The organism is Saccharomonospora glauca K62, assembly GCF_000243395.2.
In the GTDB taxonomy this organism is placed as follows: domain Bacteria; phylum Actinomycetota; class Actinomycetes; order Mycobacteriales; family Pseudonocardiaceae; genus Saccharomonospora; species Saccharomonospora glauca.
Genome location: NZ_CM001484.1, coordinates 1,113,676 through 1,133,795, shown reverse-complemented (window position 1 = coordinate 1,133,795; position 20,120 = coordinate 1,113,676). Strand labels below are relative to the sequence as shown.

Sequence of the window (20,120 nt, the reverse complement as noted above, 5' to 3'; positions counted from 1 at the left end):
CCGCATGTTCTGACGCTGAAGGAGCCTGACGTGAGCGTGCCGAAGCTGTCCCTGTCCGAGAACTCCGAGGAAGCGTTGGCCAAGACCCGCGCCGAGGTCGTCGTGGTGGGCACGGTGCAGGGGGCCGACGGGGTGGAGTTGGCAGCCGGTGCCGAGGCCGTGGACTCCGCATTCGACGGCACGCTGACCGAGGTCCTCGCCACGCTGGGCGCCACGGGCAAGAGCGAGGAGATCGTGAAGGTCCCGACGCTGGGCCGGGTGGCCGCCGGGCTCGTGCTGGCGGTGGGGCTCGGCAAGGCCGAGGACGTGACCCCGGAGCGGGTCCGGCGGGCCGCCGGCGCCTCGGGTCGCGCCCTGACCGGTCGTAAGCGGGTGTTGACCACCCTCTCCGAGCTGGACCTGCAGGCCGCTGTCGAGGGCACCGTGCTCGGGGCCTACACGTTCACGGCGTACAAGTCGGAGCCCGGCGACACCCCGCCCGCCCACGTCGAGGTCGCCGCGCCGTCCGAGGGCACCACGCGCGCGCACCGGGCGACGTTGAAGGCGGCCACGGCCATCGCCGAGGCGGTCACCATCGCCCGCGACCTGGTCAACACGCCGCCGAACGACCTGTTCCCCGCGTCCTTCGCCGAACGCGCCAAGGAACTGGCGAACGAGGGCGGACTGGAGTTCGAGGTCCTCGACGAGAAGGCCCTGAAGCGCAAGGGCTTCGGCGGCATCCTCGGGGTCGGGGGCGGCTCGTCGCGTCCGCCGCGGCTGCTGCGCGTCGCCTATCGCGGTGCGAAGGCGAAGAAGAAGGTGGCGCTCGTGGGCAAGGGCATCACATTCGACACCGGCGGTATCTCGCTGAAGCCCCCGGCGGGCATGGACAAGATGACCTCGGACATGGCGGGCGCCGCCGCCGTGCTCGCGTCGGTGGTGCTGGCGGCGAAGCTCAAGTACCCGCTGGAGGTCGTGGCCCACATCCCGCTGGCGGAGAACATGCCCTCGGGCACCGCGTACCGCCCCGGTGACGTGCTCACCATGTACGGCGGCAAGACGGTGGAGGTGCTCAACACCGACGCCGAGGGTCGCCTGATCCTGGCCGACGCCATCACGCGGGCGTGCGAGGAAGGGCCCGACTATCTCATCGAGACGTCCACGTTGACCGGTGCGCAGGTCGTGGCACTCGGCGAGCGTACGGCCGGGGTCATGGGCTCGGACGAGTTCCGCGACCGCGTCGCGGAGATCTCGCAGGCCACGGGCGAGAACGGCTGGCCGATGCCGCTGCCGGAGGAGCTGCGCTCCGGGCTCGACTCCAAGATCGCGGACATCGCGAACGTCACCGGCCAGCGGTGGGGCGGCATGCTCGCCGCGGGTGTCTTCCTGCGGGAGTTCGTCGCGGACGACGTGCCGTGGGCGCACATCGACATCGCGGGCCCGGCCTACCTGGACGGTTCCCCGTGGGGCTACACCCCCAAGGGCGGTACGGGCGTGCCGGTTCGCACCATCGCCGCGGTGCTGGCCGACATCGCCGCCAACGGCTGACCGAGCGAGTCGACCGGCCCGAGTGGAACCGCTGTCCACCCCGTCCGGGGACTTCGTCGAGGCCGCCGTGCGCGTCGTGCTCACGGCGGCCGACGACGCGGTGGACGCCGAGGTCGGTCGCGCGGCGCTGCTGTCGGCGTGTGTGGGTGCCGTGGCCTCGGGCGACCGGCTGGTCCGGCAGTGGCGCCGTGTCACGGGCAGGCCGGTCACCCGGTTGGCTCCCGACCCGGTGACGGCGCGGGCCTGGGCGATGACACTGTCGGTGCGCGCGGAGCTTCCGGAGTGGGCCGGCGAGTTCTCCCCTCTCGACCTCGACGCCGAGGAGAACGCCCACCGCGCTCACCTGGCGCGGTCGCGCGGCCGCGCGGGAGTCGAGTCGGCTCTCGCCGGGCTGGCCGAACGAGCCTGGGCCCATGCCGAAGCCGGAAACCTCACCGAGGCGCGTGCCGCCATCGATGAGTGGGGACACCTCGCCCGCGACGTCCCCGACCCCGACGTGGCCACGCTCGCCGGCTGCCGCCCGCTCGCCCGGTTGCTGGTCGGAGGTGCGCTCACCGTTCCGGCCGGATGGGCCGAGGAGTACGCCGACGCGCTGATCGCGGCCCTGCACACCCGGTACCCGAGGGACGCGGCGGAATCGTCGTGGGCCGAGCTGATCGACGAGATCCTGCTGCTGCGCGGCGGGTCGGACACCGCGCCACCGCCCGCGTCCGCCGACGAGGTGGCCGAGGCGGAACACAGGCTCGGCATCGCCCTGCCGGAGAGCTACCGGACGTTTTTGGCCACGTGCGACGGGCTGCCCGCCGACGTGGTCTTCCCACGACTGCTCCACGTCGCCGAGCTCTCCCCGCCCGCCGGGCCCGACGGCACCGTGGTGATCTCCGATCCTCCCGTCCTGCGGCTGCGACCCGCGACAGCCGAGGTGCTGGAGGAGGATCCCGTGTTCGGGCTCAGCGTCCACCGTGACATCCGGGCCGTGCTCGAACAGCACCGCCGGTTGCTGGAGGCGTCGCTGTAGCTTCCCGAGATTTCCCGAACCGGACCTAATCGGGCTTGGTGTCGCGTTCCCGCTGAGCCTTCTTCCTCAGCAACCGCTGACGCTCCGTGTACTGCCGCATCCGTTTGGGATAACCCGTCTTGGCGACCTCGTAGACCGGGATCGAGCGCTTCCGGCCGAATTTCTGAGCGGTTTCCAGGCTGCCGATCCGCCGCCGCGTCCACTCACCGTCGTGCGCGACCAACACCACGGTGGTATCGGTCACCGTGGTGCGCGGCTCGACGTAGGCCTCCACTCCGCGATGGGTGGCCGCCCATCGATCGAGGTGGTCGAGGTCCGCGGGGCTCACACCGCGCAGGGTGCCGGGTTTCCCTCGCTTCGGCGCGCCTTTTCCCTTACGACGACGTAAAGCGTCGAACAGGCCCACGGAGACCACACTCCTTCCACCTCGCACCCTGCATTATCCCGATCACGCAACGCTGCCAATGGGATCACAACCGCACTAGGTCGCACGCCGTTCGAGCGAAGTGACAAGATGAGGTGTCATGAGCGCCGCCAGCGCCCGTGCGCACGGCCTACCCGACTGCCGTAGCGACCTCTACGACGACGTACGACACTGCCTGCCGAGGAGTGAGAAGTGACCGACGTTGAAGCCGACCTGGTGATCCTTGGTGGCGGATCCGGTGGTTACGCCGCGGCGTTCCGCGCGGCCGAACTGGGTCTTTCCGTCACGCTCATCGAGAAGGACAAGCTGGGCGGCACCTGTCTGCATCGAGGCTGCATCCCGACCAAGGCCCTGCTCCACGCGGCAGAGGTCGCCGACTCGGCGCGGGACGGCGAGCAGTTCGGTGTGAAGACCACGTTCGAGGGCGTCGACATCGCCGCTGTCCACAAGTACAAGGACTCGGTGATCACGCGGCTGTACAAGGGGCTGCAGGGCCTGGCGAAGGCCAACAAGGTCAACTACGTGGAGGGCACGGGCACGTTCGTCGGCGGCACCACCGTCGACGTCGAGGGCACGCGCTACACCGGCAAGAACCTGGTGCTGGCCACGGGCTCGTACTCCAAGACGCTGCCCGGTCTCGAACTCGGTGGGCGCATCATCACCAGCGACGACGCGCTGAAGCTCGATTTCGTACCGAAGAAGGCCGTCGTGCTCGGCGGTGGCGTGATCGGTGTCGAGTTCGCCAGCGTGTGGGCCTCCTTCGGCACCGAGGTCACCATCGTCGAGGCGCTGCCCCGGCTGGTGCCCGCCGAGGACGAGTTCTCCTCCAAGCAGCTCGAACGGGCCTTCCGCCGCCGCAAGATCGCCTTCAAGACCGGCGTGAAGTTCACGGGCGCGAAGCAGGACGAAAACGGCGTCACCGTGTCCCTGGAATCCGGCGAGACCCTCGAGGCCGACGTGCTGCTGGTCGCCGTGGGCCGGGGCCCGAACACCGCGGGCCACGGCTACGACGAGGCGGGCCTTCGGATGGAGCGCGGCTTCGTGGTCACCGACGAGCGGTTGCGCACCAACCTGCCCAACGTCTACGCCGTCGGTGACATCGTGCCGGGCCTCCAGCTGGCCCACCGCGGTTTCCAGCAGGGCATCTTCGTCGCGGAGGAGATCGCGGGCCTTGCCCCGAAGCCGATCGACGAGTCCGGCATCCCCCGAGTCACGTACTCGCACCCCGAGGTCGCCTCGGTGGGCCTCACCGAGGCCCAGGCCAGGGAGAAGTACGGTCCGGACATCACCACGTTCACCTATGATCTGGCGGGCAACGGGAAGAGCCAGATCCTCAAGACGTCCGGTGCGGTGAAGCTCATCAAGGCCCCCGACGGCCCCGTCGTCGGTCTGCACTTGGTCGGGGACCGCGTCGGCGAGCTGATCGGCGAGGCTCAGCTCATCTACAACTGGGAGGCCTTCCCGGAGGACGTGGCGCCGCTGATCCACGCCCACCCCACCCAGACCGAAGCTCTCGGCGAAGCGCACCTCGCCCTGGCGGGCAAGCCGCTGCACGTGCACGGCTGACATCTGCTGCCCGACCGGCAGCAGCAGTCGGCACAGCCGACGCAGCAACTCGGACCACACCCAGCACACACAAGGGAGTCAGCAAACGATGGCGTACTCCGTCACACTGCCGGAGCTCGGTGAGAGCGTCACTGAGGGCACCGTCACCCGGTGGCTGAAGCAGGAGGGTGACAGGGTCGAGGTCGACGAGCCACTGCTTGAGATCTCCACCGACAAGGTCGACACCGAGGTGCCCTCGCCCGTCGCGGGCACCGTCCTGGAGATCAACGTCGCCGAGGACGAGACCGTGGAGGTCGGCGGGCAGTTGGCCGTCATCGGGTCCGCCGACGCCGCTCCGGCTCCGCAGGCTCCCGCCCCGCAGCCGGAACCGCAGGCCGCCCCGGCGCCCGCGCCGGAACCGGAGCCCGCGCCCGCGCCGCAGCAGTCGAGTGCCCCGGCTCCGCAGGCTCCCGCGCCCGCGCCGCAGGCCCCCGCTCCGGCTCCGCAGGCGGCCGAGCCCGCCGCGGAGCCCAAGCGCGACGGTGCGAGCACCCCGTACGTCACGCCGTTGGTGCGCAAGCTCGCCGCCGAGCACGGCATCGACCTGAGCACGATCAAGGGCAGCGGGGTCGGCGGCCGGATCCGCAAGCAGGACGTGCTGGCCGCGGCCGAGGCCAAGCAGAAGCAGGCGGCGGCCCCCGCCCCGCAGCAGCCCGCTCCGGCGGCTCAGCCGGCCCGTCCCAGCGCCCCGGCCCCGGTGTCGGACGCGGAGAAGGCCGCGCTGCGCGGCACGGTGCAGAAGGCCAACCGCATCCGCCAGATCACCGCGATCAAGACCAAGGAGTCGCTGCAGGTCTCGGCCCAGCTCACGCAGGTGCACGAGGTGGACGTCACCAAGGTCGCGCAGCTGCGGCAGCGCGCCAAGGCGGCGTTCCGCGAGCGCGAGGGCGTCAACCTGACGTTCCTGCCGTTCTTCGCCAAGGCCACGGTCGAGGCCCTGAAGCAGCACCCGAACATCAACGCCTCCTACAACGAGGAGACGAAGGAGATCACCTACCACGGCTCGATCAACCTCGGCGTCGCCGTCGACACCGAGCGCGGTCTGCTGTCGGTGGTTATCCACGACGCGGGTGAGCTGAGCCTGGCGGGCCTGGCGCACCGGATCGCGGACCTGGCCGCGCGGGCCCGCAGCAACAAGGTGACTCCGGACGAGCTCACCGGCGGCACGTTCACGATCACCAACATCGGCAGCAACGGTGCGCTGTTCGACACGCCGATCATCGTGCAGCCGCAGGCGGGCATCCTCGGTACGGGCGCGGTCGTGCGGCGGCCGGTCGTGGTCACCGACTCCGACGGCAACGACACCATCGCGATTCGCTCGATGGCCTACCTCCCGCTGACCTACGACCACCGTCTCGTCGACGGTGCCGACGCGGGACGTTTCCTCACGACGATCAAGCAGCGTCTTGAGGAGGGCAACTTCGAGGACGAGCTGGGGCTCTGATCCTCGGGTTCACGTACACGGGGGCGTCCGCCGACTCGGTGGACGCCCCCGTGACGTTTGCGACATAAGGTGTGTTCATGCGGGTTCTCGTGGCCGGCTCCAGCGGGCTGATCGGTTCCGCCCTTTGTTCCCGGTTGCGGGAACGGGGGCACGACGTCGTGCGGTTGGTCCGGCGTGCCCCGTCGGCCGAGGACGAGCGCCGGTGGGACCCACCGTCCGGCTTGATCGACGAGGGCGCGTTCGACGGTGTCGACGCCGTCGTGAACCTGTGCGGCGCCCCGCTGGCGTCGGGGCGGTGGAGCGCGGCACGCAAGCAGGTGTTGCGCGATTCGCGGCTCGAACCCACCGAGGTGCTGGCGGAGGCCGTCGCCGAACACCGGGTCCCGGTGTTGATCAACGCCTCGGGCATCAGCTTCTACGGCGACACGGGCGCCCGCGAGGTGGACGAGTCGGCCCCCGCCGGTGAGGGGTTCCTGGCGCGACTGTGCACCGAGTGGGAGGCGGCCTGCGCGCCGGCGGTGAACTCGGGTAGCCGGGTCGTGCTGCCGCGCATCGCTCCGGTGCTCACGTGGCGGGGCGGCCTGTTGCGGCTGGCTCGTCCGGTGTTCCGCCTCGGTCTGGGAGCGGTGCTCGGTGACGGGGACCAGTACCTGCCGTGGATCAGCCTGCCCGACGTCGTCGGGGCGATCGTGTTCTGCCTCGACAACCCCGAGGTGAGCGGTCCCGTGAACGTCACCGTCCCCCGTCCGCTGACCAACGCCGAGTTCACGAAGGTCGTGGGCCGAGCCGTACGCCGTCCGACACCGTGGCGGATACCCGCCCCGCCGTTGCGGGTGCTGTTCGGCGAGGCCGCCGACGAGATGCTGCTGGCGGGTCCGCGCGCGGTGCCCGGTGTCCTCACCCGATGCGGCTACCCGTACGTGTTCACCGACCTCGACCGGGCGCTGTCCGCGTCGTGACGGTGCGGCCACCCGGCGTCCGGGCGGCCCGACTCGGAAATCACGGTGTCGTGCGCATCCAGTACTTCCTCGGGACGCTGCTTCTCACGGCGTTCGTCGGCCTCGGGATCGTGGTCCGTGAGACCCCCGTGGCCCCGGACACGGCGGTGCGGGACGCCGTGGGTACCCGGTGGCGGGGCGCTCTCGGCACGGTCGCCGACGCGGTCAGCGCCGTTCTCGGTCCGCCGCTGCCGATCCTGCTGGGTGTGGGGCTGATCGCGGCGACGTTCCTCCTGTGGCGCCGCGACGACCGGCGGGCCGGGGTGAGCTTTCGGGTCCTGGTGCTGTTGGGTGCCTGCCGTCTCACCAGTCTCGTGGCCAAGCCCGTCTTCGACCGCGAGCGTCCTCGGGACTACGGCGACTTCAGCTACCCGAGCGGACACGTGGCCTCGGTGGCGAGCACGGGTTTCGCCGCGGTGGTGCTGTGCCTGTGGCTCGCGCCGAAGGCGGTCTCGACCGTTCGCGTGATCGCGGTGGCGGCGACGCTGTTGACCTGCGCGGCGCGGGTGGCACTGGGGGTTCACTGGCTCACCGACACGCTCGGGGCGATCCTCGCCGTCGTGGGGGTCGGGCTGCTCGTCACACCGGCGTTGCGCCTGTCGCCCGTGTGCGGCCACGGCACGCGGACGGCGAGGGACGAGCCGGGGCGGCCGTAGGGGTAGCCTCGACGCCGTGAGTCAGAAAGCGACCCGTTCCTGCCGCGCGTCCACCGACCCCGTCGACGTCCGCGACATCGGCACCATCGACTACCTCGAAGCCTGGGACCTCCAACGCGAGCTGGCCACCGCCCGCGCCGACGGCGAGGGCCCCGACACGATGCTGCTGCTCGAACACCCGTCGGTCTACACCGCGGGCAAGCGCACCCAACCCGAGGACCGACCCACCGACGGTACTCCCGTGATCGACGTCGATCGCGGTGGCCGCATCACGTGGCACGGGCCGGGTCAGCTCGTCGGGTATCCGATCGTCAAGCTCTGCGACCCCATCGACGTCGTCCACTACGTGCGACGCATCGAACAGGCGCTGATCTCCGTGTGCGAGGCGTTCGGCCTGTACACCGGCCGGGTCGACGGCCGTAGCGGTGTGTGGGTGCCCGCCGACGACACCCGCCCCGAACGCAAGATCGCCGCCATCGGCATCCGCGTGCAGCGGGGCGTCACCATGCACGGTTTCGAACTCAACTGCAACCCGGACCTCACGGCGTTCGACCGCATCGTGCCGTGCGGTATCCGGGACGCGGGCACCACGTCACTGACGGCGGAGCTGGGCCGCGACGTGACCGTGAAGGAAGCGCTGCCGATCGTCCGCGACGCCGTGCTCGCCGCCCTGGAGGGGCAGCTGCCGGTGACCGACGACCGCTGGCTGCCCCGACCGGAGCAACCAGAGGCCGCCGGGGTCACCTTCGCCTTGCAGCAGTCCTGACCTCGCCGCTCAGGACACCTGCGGCATGATCTCCGACGCGATCAGGTCGAGGTGGTCGAGGTCGGACAGGTCCAGCACCTGCAGGTACAGGCGCGTGATGCCCGTGCGCTCGCGCCACCGACCGATCTTGTCGACGGCTTCCGACACGCTGCCCGCGACGCCGTTGGTCTTGAGCTCCTCGACCTCGCGGCCGATGGCGTCGGCCCTGCGGGACACTTCGGCGTCGTTCTTGCCGACGGCCACCACCAGCGCCGCCGACCGGATGATGTCGCCGCGCTTTCGGCCCATGGCCTCCGCGGCGGCGTCCACCCGCTCGTACTGGGCGGCGGCGGTCTCGATGTCGTTGAATGGCACGTTGAACTCGTCGGCGTAGCGCGCCGCGAGTTCGGGGGTCCGCTTCTTGCCCGTGCCGCCGAGGATCACCGGCGGACGCGGACGCTGCGCGGGCTTGGGCAGGCCGGGTGCGTTCTTGAGCGTGTAGTGCTCGCCGTCGAAGCAGAACGTCTGCCCTTCGGGCGTCTCCCACAGACCGGTGATGATCGCGAGCTGCTCGCTGTAGCGGTCGAACAGCTCACGCGTCGGAGGCAGGTCGATCCCGTACGCGGTGTGCTCGTCGACGTACCACCCGGAACCGAGTCCGAACTCGATACGACCGCCGGACATCTGGTCCACCTGGGCGACCGAGATGGCCAGCACGGACGGGTGCCGGAACGTCGCCGCCGTCACCAGCGTGCCCAGCCGGATGCGGGAGGTCTCCCTCGCCAGCCCGGCAAGGGTGATCCAGGCATCGGTCGGGCCGGGAAGGCCGCTGACCGACCCCATCTTGAGGTAGTGGTCCGAGCGGAAGAACGCGCCGAAACCGGCGTCCTCGCTGGCCTTGGCCACGCGGAGGAGGTCGTCGTACGACGCGCCCTGCTGGGGTTCCGTGAAGATCCTGAGTTCCACGCGGTCGAGCGTAACTGGGGTCAGGAACGGGGCGAGCCGTCCCTCACCTGTTGGAGGAGCGCGACGATGACCTGTTCCACCTCGGCTCCCACCCGTTCGGGTTCGGTGGAGCTCGCGATCTCGGTGGCGGCGCTGGACAGCGCGCCGAACAACAGCCGGGACGTGATGTCCACGGGCACGTCCACCACGTCGCCCGCGTCGATGAGGTCCTGCAAGGCGGCTTTGATCAGGCCGAGACTGTAGCGGTCCTCGGCCGCGCGCCATCGCTTCCAGCCCATCACCACGGGGGCCTCGTGCAACGCGATCCGCTGGTAGGCCGGGTCGAGACAGATGGAGATGAACTCCCGAAGTCCGGCGAGCGCACGCTCCCACGGCGGCCGGTCCGAGTTCAGGATCTTCTCCAGCCTTCCCTTGACGTCGGTCTCCACCGCGTCGAAGGTCGATTCGAAGATCGCTTGCTTGCCGTTGAAGTGGTGGTAGAGCGCGCCTTTCGTCACTCGGGCGCGTCGGGCGATCTCGTCGAGCGACGTCCCGGCGTAGCCGCGCTCGGTGAACAGCGCGACGGCGCTGTCGACCAGCGCGCTGCGCGTGGCTTCCGCGTAGTCGTCCCTTCGTGACCTGGCCGGTGTCACCGGCTCTTTTGACCTCACTGTCGTCACCCTCACGACCTTACGCGCTCGGTTCGATCACATACCGATGGTATGGTGATCATTGGACATACCGGTGGTATGAAGCAGACCTACGGTACGACGGCAGGCGAGATCGGACCGAAAGGGGGTGTCGAGGCCGATGGGCTGGAGCGACTTCCACCGCCGCCGCGACATCATGGACAAGGCACTGGCCGCGGCCATGCGCGACAAGGAGGCCCGGATACCGTTCGACCGGATCGAGGGGGCCCGAGAGTTCTTCGACACCGAGGAGGACCTGCTGCTCGCCCTGCAGCATCGCTGGCAGCAGATCCTCACCGGCCATCTACGCGCCGAGGTGGCGGGCCCCGAGGACGCGAGCACCGTGCCCGGCGGCGAGAGCGACGAGCACCACGACCACGTCGACGCCGTGTCGCGAGCGTGGCGAAGGGCCGTCAGGAACCACCCGGAGCTGGACACGGTGCTGAGCGCGAACAGCGAACGCTTCCCCGCCCTGCGCCGAGCCCGCGAGGCGGAACTGCGCCTCCTGGCGGTGACCTCGGGGCTGGCCGAACCACACGAACCGGAGGACGAGGTGACCGACGTCGGCGCCACACTCGTGGCGCTCCTGCGGTACCGGGACACCCCCGTCCGGGCACGCGGAGTGAACCTCCTCGGCCACTGGTTGCGTCGTCTCGCGCCCACGGCCTGAGCGCCGCGTCCGCCCCGGTGGGGCCACTTCGATTGACCCGGATCACCCCGGTCCCGCACGGTCGAGTTTCCTTCCGATCGGGGCGTAGGCTGGGGCCGTGACTGTGGTGCCGGAGGGTCGGAAGCTGCTGCGGCTTGAGGTCCGCAACAGCCAGACGCCGATCGAGAAGAAGCCGTCGTGGATCAAGACCCGCGCCCGCATGGGCCCCGAGTACACCGATCTCAAGGGGCTGGTCCGGCGCGAGGGCCTGCACACCGTGTGCGAGGAGGCCGGGTGTCCCAATATCTACGAGTGCTGGGAAGACCGCGAGGCCACCTTCCTCATCGGAGGTGACCAGTGCACGCGGCGGTGTGATTTCTGTCAGATCGACACCGGAAAGCCCGCGGAGCTCGACCGCGACGAGCCGCGCCGGGTCGCCGAGAGCGTCAGGGCGATGGGCCTGCGCTACTCCACCGTGACCGGCGTCGCCCGTGACGACCTGCCCGACGGCGGGGCCTGGTTGTACGCCGAGACGGTCCGGCAGATCCACGCGCTGAACCCGGGAACGGGTGTCGAACTGCTCATTCCCGACTTCAACGCCGACGACGACCAGCTCGCCGAGGTGTTCTCCTCGGCCCCCGAGGTCCTGGCCCACAACATCGAGACGGTGCCGCGCATCTTCCGGCGCATCAGGCCCGGCTTCCGCTACGAGCGGTCCCTGGAGGTGATCCGCCGCGCCCGTGAGGCCGGTCTGGTCACCAAGTCGAACCTGATCCTCGGCATGGGCGAGACCCCGGAGGAGGTCGAGCCCGCGATGCGCGACCTGCTGGAGGCCGGCTGCGAGATCCTCACCATCACGCAGTACCTGCGCCCCTCGGTGCGGCACCACCCCGTGGATCGCTGGGTGAAGCCCGAGGAGTTCGTGGAGCACACGAAGACGGCGGAAGCCCTCGGCTTCGCCGGGGTCATGGCGGGCCCGCTGGTGCGGTCGTCGTACCGCGCGGGCAAGCTGTTCGCCCAGACGAAGGCACACCGGGGCGAGCCGCTGCCCGAGAACCTCCAGCACCTCGCCGAGGCGGCTCCCGCCGCGCAGGAGGCCAGCAGCGTCCTCGCCCGCATGGGCTGACGCGGGGCGACGAGCGGACCGAGAAGGAAATCAGGGAAATCCCCTGGAGCCGATGAACCGGAACGTCGCTACTGTCGTCGTACTCAACGACACTCGTTCGTCCGACCCAGCTCCGACGACAAAGCGACCTTCAGGGGGATGACTCGTGGTAACCGATGTACTCAACTGGCTGCAGAGCCTGCCGCAGCCGGCGCTCGTCGGAGCGACGGGACTGCTGGTCCTCCTTGAGTGCACCATCGGCCTGGGCTTCATCGCACCGGGCGAATCCGGTCTGCTCATCGCCGCCACGACGGCCAACACCGCACCCCGGTTCATCGTGCTCGTCCTGGTGGTCACGGTCTGCGCCGGTATCGGCGACTCGATCGGTTATGCCATCGGTCGCCGGTACGGGACCCGGCTGAGGGACACCAAGCTGATCCAGCGCTACGGCACCGACGCGTGGGACAAGGCCACCGGCATCCTCCAGCGCCGGGGCGCGTGGGCGGTGTTCTTCGCGCGCTTTCTGCCGGTGGTACGCACCCTCACGCCCGCCGCCGCGGGAACCTCGGGGCTGCCGTATCGCAAGTTCCTGCCCGCCGTCGTCTCCGGCGCCCTCTGCTGGTCCACGCTGCACGTCAGCCTGGGCGCGGCGCTGGGAGAGGCCGCCCGCCGCGTCGAGGACCTCCTCAGCACCGGCGGCATGATCGTGGTGGGCGTGCTCGCCGCGATCGGCCTGTTCTTCCTCATCCGTTACAAGAAGAAGAAGGCCGCCGCGGCGCTCACTTCCGTGTCCCAGCAGTCCACGGACGACCAGCACTAGGAAGTCCTTCGACATGCGTTCGGGCGGGCCCCGTCCCCTTCCACCCGGGACCCGCCCGAACCTGAGCCCTTCGAAGCCGTCCCGATCGATCCCCCGCGGTCGCCGAGCCGGTCGTGCGAGCAGACGTCTCGCCGAAGGTAGGCACAAGAATCACCGATTCGATGACTCAACGCCAGTTGAGTTGCCTCGCGCAGCACACTAGTCACTCGAATGGGCTAAGAAACCCGTACTGTCCGCGTTTTCGGCTGGGGAGTCCGGTGAGGTCGCCTGCGTAGGTCGAGCACCGCCAGCACGAGTGCGACGAGGACGATCGCCACCGCGCTCAGCATCGCCCACCGCAGTCCCGTGGGGTACCCGCCCGCCGAGTCGATGCCGACGTGGAACACGGAAGCCAACAGCGCGATGCCGATCGCGCTGCCGATGCGTTGCCCGGTCTGCAACGCTCCCCCGGCGACCCCGGCCATGCGCGTGGGCACACGCTCCAACGTCAACGTGGTGTTCGGCGAGATCACCATGCCACCCCCGAACCCGGCGACCAGGAGCGGGAACACCACCGCGAATCCGGTCACGTGAGGGCTGACCAGCGGGGCTATCACCCCAACGGCCCCGAGCCCCACCGCCACCAGACACAACCCGGTCAACGTCAACACCCTGCCCAGCCGCGCGACCAGCCTGCCCGCCAGCAGCGCCGACACGGCCGCCCCGAGGGCGAACGGAGTCACCACCAGGCCCGATTCCAACGGCGTGTACCCGAGGCCCTGTTGGAAGAACAACGCGAAGACCAGCCAGATCCCGGCGAAGCCCGCGAAGTACACCGTGCCGATCGTGGCCCCCGTCGCGTATCCGGGGGTCGCGGTGAAGAGCCGGACGTCCAGCAACGGCGAACCACCACGCCGCACCAGCCGCCGTTCCCACCACACGAACCCGACGGCGAACACCACGGCCACCGGCGGCATCCACCACAGAACTCCCCAGCCGTCCTGCTCCGACCGCACGAGGGGGAACAACACCCCGAGCACGGTGACGCCCAGCAGGACCACGCCGACGAAATCCAGCTGCGACCTCAGTGGGACGGACCGCTTCGGCGCCTTGGGCAGCAGCCGCAGTGCCAGCACGAACGCCAGCACCCCGATGGGGACGTTGACGAAGAACACCCAGCGCCACCCGCTCTCGGCGCCGAACAGCGCGATGATCACCCCACCGAGCACCGGCCCGACCGCTGTCGACAACGAGACCGTCGTCCCGAACGCGCCGAACGCCCGCCCGCGCTCGGCGCCGCTGAACAGTTCCTGGATGAGCCCGCTGTTCTGCGGGGTGAGCATGCCGGCGGCCATGCCCTGCAACAACCGCGCGATCACGAGCATCGACTCGTTGACCGCGGCCCCCGCCAGCGCGCTCGTCAGAACGAACGCCGACAGCGCGATGAGGAACATGCGCCGCCTGCCCAGCGCGTCACCGAGCCGACCGCCCGACACCAGCACGAGGCCGAACGCCAACGCGTAACCCGACACGACCCACTGCACGCCCGCGGTGGAGGCCCCGAGTCCTCGTTGGATGGAGGGCAACGCGACGTTCACGATGCTGACGTCGAGCAACGACATGAACCCCGCGGTCAACGTGACGGCGAGCGCGCGCCAGCGTCGCGGATCGGGTTCGGCGGTCTCCGGGCTCACTCCTCCACCGTAGGAAGCGCGGCCCTCACGTGCTCGCCGCGATGCCCGGAATGCCCTTGAGTTCGCCCATCAACATCGAGCTGACCGTCACGGGATAGTCGTAGAGGGCGAAGACCGTCTCCGACGAGTTGCCGATCAGCTTGAGCCGCACCGGGGTGTCACCCCGGTGTGCCTGCAACGTCTGCTTGAGCTCGGTCACCACGCTCTTGGTGAGCTTCTCGGCCGAGGCCAGCAGCATCAGCGGCGGTTCCTCGTCGCCGAGCGCGACGTCGCTGAGGTCGAGCGGCACCAGCCCGGCCGCGAAGACCGACATCTTGTCCTCACGCCAGTTGACGCGTCCCTTGACGACGACCGCGTTGTCCTCCACCAGGTCGGCGGCGAACAGGGCGTAGGACTTCGGGAAGAACAACACCTCCAGCGAGGCGTCCATGTCCTCGACCGTGCAGATGGCCCAGGGCTCGCCCTTCTTGTTCACCCGGCGTTCCATCGAGGTGATGAGCCCCGCGATCTCGATCTCACCCTCCTTCGGGGGATCGGCCAGGATCGCCGCGATGGGTCGCTTGGCGTGCTTGCGCAGGATGCGCTCGGCGCCGTCGAGCGGGTGCGCCGACACGTAGAGACCGAGCATCTCCCGCTCGTAGGCGAGCTTCTGCTTGCGCGGGTACTCCTCGTCGTCGAACTTCAGGTGCGCCAGCGGCGACGACGCCGTGCTCGGGGCGGCCCCGTCGTCCCCGCCGGTGCCGAACAGGTCGAACTGCCCCATCGCCTCCTGCCGTTTGAGCGGCACGACGGCGTCGACGGCGTCCTCGTGCACCCGCATCATCGACAACCGGGTGGCGCCGAGCGAGTCGAAGGCACCGGCCTTGATCAGCGACTCGATGACCCGCTTGTTGCACACCACGAGCTCGGACTTGTCCAGGAAGTCGGTGAAGGAGGAGTACTTCCCCTTCTTCTCGCGGGTGCTGATGATCGACTCCACGACGTTGGAGCCCACGTTGCGGATGGCCCCGAGCCCGAAGCGGATGTCGTTCCCAACGGCCGCGAAGCGCCGGTCGGACTCGTTGACGTCCGGCGGGAGCACCCGGACACCCAGCCTGCGGCACTCCGAGAGGTAGACCGCGGACTTGTCCTTGTTGTCACCGACCGAGGTGAGCAACGCCGCCATGTACTCGGCGGTGTAGTTGGCCTTGAGGTAGGCGGTCCAGTACCCGACGAGCGCGTAGCCCGCGGCGTGCGACTTGTTGAACGCGTACCCGGCGAACGGGAGGATGGTGTCCCACAGCGCCCGGATGGCCTCCTGCGAGAACCCGTTCGCCTTCATACCGGCCTCGAAGCCCTCGAACTCCTTCTCGAGGACCTCCTTCTTCTTCTTGCCCATCGCCCGGCGCAACACGTCGGCTCGGCCCATCGAGTAGCCGGCGACCCGCTGCGCGATCTGCATGATCTGCTCTTGGTAGACGATCAGGCCGTAGGTCTCGGAGAGGATGTCCGCCAGCGGCTCCTCCAGCTCCGGGTGGATCGGCGTGACCTGCTGCCGGCCGTTCTTGCGGTCGGCGTAGTTGTTGTGCGTGTTCATCGCCATCGGACCGGGCCGGTACAGCGCGTTGACCGCGGCGATGTCGGCGAACTCGGTGGGCTGCATGCGACGCAGCAGGTCCCGCATGGCACCACCGTCGAGCTGGAACACCCCGAGCGTGTCGCCGCGACCGAGCAGCTTGTACGTCTCCGGGTCGTCCACCCCGAGGGTGTCGAGGTTGATCTCGACCCCGCGGTTGACCCTGATGTTGTCGATCGCGTCGCCGATGACGGTGAGGTTGCGCAGGCCGAGGAAGTCCATCTTCAACAGGCCGATGGCTTCACACGACGGGTAGTCCCACCCGGTGATGATGGCGCCGTCGTCCCGCTGCCACAGCGGGATGGCGTCCATCAGCGGCTCGCTGGACATGATGACCGCGCACGCGTGCACACCCGCGTTGCGGATCAGGCCTTCGAGACCGCGGGCGGTGTCGAAGATCGTCTTGACCTCGGGGTCGTTCTCGATGAGAGCCCGAACCTCGGCCGCCTCCGGGTACCGCTCGTGCTCGGGGTCGACGATGCCCGACAGCGGGATGTCCTTCGCCATGATCGGCGGCGGGAGCGCCTTGGAGATCTTGTCGGCGATGGCGTACCCCGGCTGCCCGAAGTGCACGCGCGCCGCGTCCTTGATGGCGGCCTTGGTCTTAATGGTGCCGAACGTGATGACCTGCGCGACCTTGTCGGCCCCGTACTTCTCGGTCGCGTACCGGATCATCTCGCCGCGCCTGCGGTCGTCGAAGTCGATGTCGATGTCGGGCATCGACATGCGCTCGGGGTTGAGGAACCGCTCGAACAGCAGGCCCAGCGGGATCGGGTCGAGGTTGGTGATACCGAGCGCGTACGCCACCAGCGCGCCCGCGGCCGAACCACGGCCGGGGCCCACCCGGATACCCACGCTCCGGGCGTAGTTGCACAGGTCGGCGACCACGAGGAAGTACGCCGGGAAACCCTTCTGGGCGATCACGCCGAGCTCCATCTCGGCCCGCTCGACGTACCCGTCGGGAATGCCGTCGGGGAACCGCCACTTGAGGCCTTCCATCACCTCGTGCTGGAGCCACGACTCCTGGGTGTGGCCCTCCGGCACCTCGAAGACCGGCATCCGGTCCTTGTGGGCGTAGACCTCGGCGTAGGACTGCACGCGCTCGGCGATCAGCAGCGTGTTGTCCGCGGCGCCGGGCACCTCGGTGTCCCAGTACTCGCGCATCTCGGCGGCGGACTTCAGGTAGTAGCCGTCGCCGTCGAACTTGAAGCGGTTCGGGTCGGACAGCGTCTTGCCGGACTGCACGCACAGCAGCGCCGCGTGCGACTCGGCCTGCTCCTTGGTGACGTAGTGGGAGTCGTTGGTCGCCAACGGCCGCAGGTTCAGCTTCCGACCGATCTCCAGCAGCCCCTCGCGCACCGAGCGCTCGATGGGCAGGCCGTGGTCCATCAACTCCAGGAAGAAGTTGTCCGGGCCGAAGATGTCGCGGTAGTCGGACGCGGCCCGAATCGCCTCGTCCCACTGCCCCAACCGCAGGCGCGTCTGCACCTCGCCGGACGGGCAGCCGGTGGTGGCGATGATCCCCTCGGCGTTCTCCGCGATCAGCTCGCGGTCCATCCGGGGCTTGCGGTAGTAGCCCTCCATGCTCGCCAGAGAGGAGAGCTTGAACAGGTTCCGCAGGCCCGTGGCGTTCTCCGCCAACATCGTCATGTGCGTGTAGGCACCGCCACCGGAGACGTCGCCGCCCTCACCGAACTCGTCGGCGCCTCGCTGGCCCGTGTGCCCCCAGAACACCGGCTTCTTGTGGAAACGGCTCTCCGGCGCGACGTAGGCCTCGATGCCGATGATCGGCTTGATGCCGGCCTTCTTCGCCTGCTGGTAGAACTCGTCGGCGCCGTACATGTTGCCGTGGTCGGTCATGCCTACCGCGGGCATCTCCAACCGGGCCGCCTCGGCGAAAAGCGGAGCTATCTTCGCCGCACCGTCGAGCATCGAGTACTCGGTGTGGACGTGCAGGTGGACGAAGGAATCGTTCGACACCGGCGCAAAACCTCCGAAGACACCCAGGAACGGGCAAGACGTGCCGCCCAGCTTAGTCCCGGGGAAGGGCGCCTTCCGGCACCGCATGCCCGGCGTGGCGGACACCCGTCCGACGGCCGGGGAGCGCCCGTCTCGGTGTGCCGGTTCGGCAAAACGGAGCCGGTTGACGTACTGTTGTGCGTCGCTGCTCGCCGAGCAATGGTTCACTGCACTCATGACACACGACCAGGTCCTGACCCTCCGCTACGCCGCGGGCTCCGACGTCGGGAAGCACCGCAGCGGAAACGAGGACTCCGCCTACGCGACCGTCCGGCTGCTCGCCGTCGCGGACGGCATGGGCGGGCACGCCGCAGGTGAAGTCGCCAGCGCCGAGGCTGTCGCCGTGCTCGAGGAACTCGACACCCGGCTCGCAGACGAGGACCTGGGCGAGGTGGACCTCGGCGAGGAACTGGCGGAAGCCGTCCGGACCGCCGCCTCCCGGCTCACCGAACGCGTGGCCGACGATCCCGCGCTCACCGGTATGGGCACCACCGTCACGACGATGTTGTGGGACTGCCCGCGGTTCGCACTCGGCCACATCGGCGACTCCCGCTGCTACCAGCTCCGCGGTGACACGCTGACCCAGCTCACCCGCGACCACACGATGGTTCAGACCCTCGTGGATCAGGGGCGCCTCACCCCCGAGGCCGCCGAACGCCACCCGAGCCGTTCAGTGCTCGTCCGCGCACTATTGGCGAACATGCCGGCGGAGCCGGACATCTCCCTGCACACCGCGCAGGTCGACGACGTCTACCTGCTCTGTTCGGACGGCCTCACCGACGTCGTCGGGGCCGACGACATCCAGCGCGTGCTCACGGAGGTGGCGACCGGGACCGCCGCCCCGGAGGAAGCCGTGCAGTCGCTCATCGACCTCGCCAACGAGGGTGGCGGCCCGGACAACATCACCTGCGTGGTGGCCCACGTCGTACCGGAGGACTGACGGCACACCGTGCTCGTTCCGTCGGGTCGCGGCGCCGTCAGTGCGCGGTGCCGCGACGCCAGATCCGGCGACCGGGGGCATGCCGACGGGTTTCCCCGGCACCCGCGTCTGACGTCCGCCCGGCCATCGCACCGGAAGCCGACTCTCTCTCCTGCCCCGGCGTCGCGGGAATCTTCTTGCGAGCCGGCATCACGGCGATGACGAGACCGAGCAGGGCGGTTCCGAAGTGCAGCCAGTTGTCCGCGGTGTTGAGCGCGAGCGGGTTGCCCAGTCCGCTCACCGGGTTCTCGGAGAACACCCCGGTGATGGCCAGCCCCCACAACACCAGGACACCGAAGGCCACGAGCACCAACCACCCGTAGGTCCGGGCCAGTTTGGACGTCAGTGCCATCAGCACGCCGAGCGCGCCGATGACGATGTAGACGACGTTGTGGAATGGGTTGATCGAGAACAGCCAGAGGGTGCTGTGGGTGGCGTCCCCGAATCCCCCGAACCCGGTGATGATGAGCCCGATAATGCCGAGCGCCAGGTAGACGAGGCCGACCAGGCCGGCCAGTAACTGGACGGGCTGCAGTCCTCGTCTACGGGGACGAGTTCCGGGTTCTTTGGGACGAGTCATGACGACTTCCTCCTACGGTGTGACAGGCGCCGCTCAAACCGCGAATACCCGAGTGGTGGACGGCGAAACGGCGAACCCGCCCGCACCGCCGTAGGGTCGTCGGCGTGGCACTGGGCGTCTGTCTGCTGTTCGACCGGCGCTCCGAACGCGCACTGCGCGGTCTGTGGTCGCGACTGGAGGCGACGGGCGTCGCGACGTTGCAGACGCACACGCACCGTCGGCATCACCCGCACCTGTCCTACGTCGTCCTGCTGGACTGGCGGCTCGACGCCGTCCACGACGCGGTCTCGGCGTTGCCCGACGGCGGCCCGTTCGAGGTGACCTTCGACGCGATGGCGGCGTTTCGCCGGGGCCGGATCTCGCTCGTCCCCGCACCTGCCGCCGAGTTGCTCGCTCGCCAGCAGGCGGTGGTGCGGGCGGTGAGCGGGACGGGTGCCCGCGTGCACCACCACTACGCTCCGGACCGCTGGTTACCGCACTCCTCGGTGGCCACGAGATCGACGACACGGGACCTGCCCGTGGTGGCCGCGGCGGTGTACGAGGTCCTCCCGTTGACGGTACGGGTCACCAGCGCCGCGCTCATCGACAGCGCCACCGGCGAGATGTGGTCGCTGCCCGTCCTGCCGTGA

General features: G+C 69.4%; 18 protein-coding genes. 12 read left to right on the top strand and 6 right to left on the bottom strand.

Annotated elements, in window-relative coordinates; translation table 11 throughout:
- The first annotated feature begins 30 nt into the window (after positions 1-30).
- Positions 31-1,527, top strand: a complete 1,497-nt coding sequence (locus tag SACGLDRAFT_RS05430; RefSeq protein WP_005462462.1) for a leucyl aminopeptidase — start codon at positions 31-33, stop codon at positions 1,525-1,527.
- Between the two features lie 22 nt (positions 1,528-1,549).
- Positions 1,550-2,545 (top strand): SMI1/KNR4 family protein, encoded by a 996-nt coding sequence (locus SACGLDRAFT_RS05425; RefSeq protein ID WP_005462461.1) that lies wholly within the window; start codon positions 1,550-1,552, stop codon positions 2,543-2,545.
- A 25-nt stretch (positions 2,546-2,570) separates the two neighbouring features.
- On the opposite strand, the gene SACGLDRAFT_RS05420 is transcribed toward SACGLDRAFT_RS05425, so the two are convergent.
- Entirely contained in the window at positions 2,571-2,951 is a 381-nt protein-coding gene (locus tag SACGLDRAFT_RS05420) for a hypothetical protein (protein ID WP_005462460.1), read from the bottom strand.
- Positions 2,952-3,161: 210 nt separating this feature from the next.
- Between SACGLDRAFT_RS05420 and lpdA the strand changes: the two genes are divergently transcribed.
- The 5 genes from lpdA to lipB all read left to right on the top strand — a co-directional run bounded on the left by lpdA (position 3,162) and on the right by lipB (position 8,438).
- Complete coding sequence (gene lpdA / locus SACGLDRAFT_RS05415) at positions 3,162-4,535, top strand: dihydrolipoyl dehydrogenase (protein WP_005462459.1); 1,374 nt, start codon at positions 3,162-3,164, stop codon at positions 4,533-4,535.
- 88 nt (positions 4,536-4,623) lie between these two features.
- A complete protein-coding gene (gene sucB, locus SACGLDRAFT_RS05410; protein ID WP_005462457.1) occupies positions 4,624-6,018 on the top strand; it encodes a 2-oxoglutarate dehydrogenase, E2 component, dihydrolipoamide succinyltransferase in 1,395 nt (464 codons plus the stop codon).
- 77 nt (positions 6,019-6,095) lie between these two features.
- Entirely contained in the window at positions 6,096-6,977 is an 882-nt protein-coding gene (locus SACGLDRAFT_RS05405) for a TIGR01777 family oxidoreductase (RefSeq protein ID WP_005462455.1), read from the top strand.
- Positions 6,974-7,672: a phosphatase PAP2 family protein gene (locus tag SACGLDRAFT_RS05400; RefSeq protein WP_005462454.1), complete on the top strand. Its 699-nt coding sequence runs from the start codon at positions 6,974-6,976 to the stop codon at positions 7,670-7,672. The genes SACGLDRAFT_RS05405 and SACGLDRAFT_RS05400 overlap by 4 nt, the downstream gene beginning before the upstream one ends.
- Positions 7,673-7,688: 16 nt before the next feature.
- Positions 7,689-8,438 (top strand): lipoyl(octanoyl) transferase LipB, encoded by a 750-nt coding sequence (gene lipB / locus SACGLDRAFT_RS05395; RefSeq protein WP_005462453.1) that lies wholly within the window; start codon positions 7,689-7,691, stop codon positions 8,436-8,438.
- A gap of 9 nt (positions 8,439-8,447) precedes the next feature.
- On the opposite strand, the gene SACGLDRAFT_RS05390 is transcribed toward lipB, so the two are convergent.
- A complete protein-coding gene (locus tag SACGLDRAFT_RS05390; protein ID WP_005462452.1) occupies positions 8,448-9,383 on the bottom strand; it encodes an LLM class F420-dependent oxidoreductase in 936 nt (311 codons plus the stop codon).
- 20 nt (positions 9,384-9,403) lie between these two features.
- A complete protein-coding gene (locus tag SACGLDRAFT_RS05385; protein ID WP_005462451.1) occupies positions 9,404-10,033 on the bottom strand; it encodes a TetR/AcrR family transcriptional regulator in 630 nt (209 codons plus the stop codon).
- A 139-nt stretch (positions 10,034-10,172) separates the two neighbouring features.
- Between SACGLDRAFT_RS05385 and SACGLDRAFT_RS05380 the strand changes: the two genes are divergently transcribed.
- The 3 genes from SACGLDRAFT_RS05380 to SACGLDRAFT_RS05370 all read left to right on the top strand — a co-directional run bounded on the left by SACGLDRAFT_RS05380 (position 10,173) and on the right by SACGLDRAFT_RS05370 (position 12,625).
- The gene (locus SACGLDRAFT_RS05380) at positions 10,173-10,721 is read left to right on the top strand and encodes a hypothetical protein (protein WP_005462450.1); all 549 of its coding nucleotides are present in this window, start codon (positions 10,173-10,175) and stop codon (positions 10,719-10,721) included.
- A 97-nt stretch (positions 10,722-10,818) separates the two neighbouring features.
- Positions 10,819-11,826 carry a lipoyl synthase gene (gene lipA, locus SACGLDRAFT_RS05375; protein WP_005462449.1) on the top strand — a complete coding sequence of 336 codons (1,008 nt, stop codon included), beginning with the start codon at positions 10,819-10,821 and terminating at the stop codon, positions 11,824-11,826.
- A 145-nt stretch (positions 11,827-11,971) separates the two neighbouring features.
- On the top strand, positions 11,972-12,625 hold the full coding sequence (locus SACGLDRAFT_RS05370) for a DedA family protein (RefSeq protein ID WP_005462448.1): 654 nt from the start codon (positions 11,972-11,974) through the stop codon (positions 12,623-12,625).
- Positions 12,626-12,840: 215 nt separating this feature from the next.
- On the opposite strand, the gene SACGLDRAFT_RS05365 is transcribed toward SACGLDRAFT_RS05370, so the two are convergent.
- A complete protein-coding gene (locus tag SACGLDRAFT_RS05365) occupies positions 12,841-14,298 on the bottom strand; it encodes an MFS transporter (protein WP_005462447.1) in 1,458 nt (485 codons plus the stop codon).
- A 25-nt stretch (positions 14,299-14,323) separates the two neighbouring features.
- Positions 14,324-17,893, bottom strand: coding sequence for a DNA polymerase III subunit alpha (gene dnaE, locus SACGLDRAFT_RS05360; RefSeq protein WP_005462445.1), 3,570 nt, complete (start codon positions 17,891-17,893; stop codon positions 14,324-14,326).
- A 214-nt stretch (positions 17,894-18,107) separates the two neighbouring features.
- Here dnaE and SACGLDRAFT_RS05355 point away from each other — a divergent pair, with 214 nt between their 5' ends.
- Positions 18,108-18,872, top strand: coding sequence for a PP2C family protein-serine/threonine phosphatase (locus SACGLDRAFT_RS05355; RefSeq protein WP_040918600.1), 765 nt, complete (start codon positions 18,108-18,110; stop codon positions 18,870-18,872).
- A 37-nt stretch (positions 18,873-18,909) separates the two neighbouring features.
- Here the strand turns inward: SACGLDRAFT_RS05355 and SACGLDRAFT_RS05350 are convergent, their stop codons facing one another.
- Positions 18,910-19,491 (bottom strand): DUF4383 domain-containing protein, encoded by a 582-nt coding sequence (locus SACGLDRAFT_RS05350; protein WP_005462441.1) that lies wholly within the window; start codon positions 19,489-19,491, stop codon positions 18,910-18,912.
- Between the two features lie 104 nt (positions 19,492-19,595).
- Between SACGLDRAFT_RS05350 and SACGLDRAFT_RS05345 the strand changes: the two genes are divergently transcribed.
- Entirely contained in the window at positions 19,596-20,120 is a 525-nt protein-coding gene (locus tag SACGLDRAFT_RS05345; RefSeq protein ID WP_005462439.1) for a 2'-5' RNA ligase family protein, read from the top strand.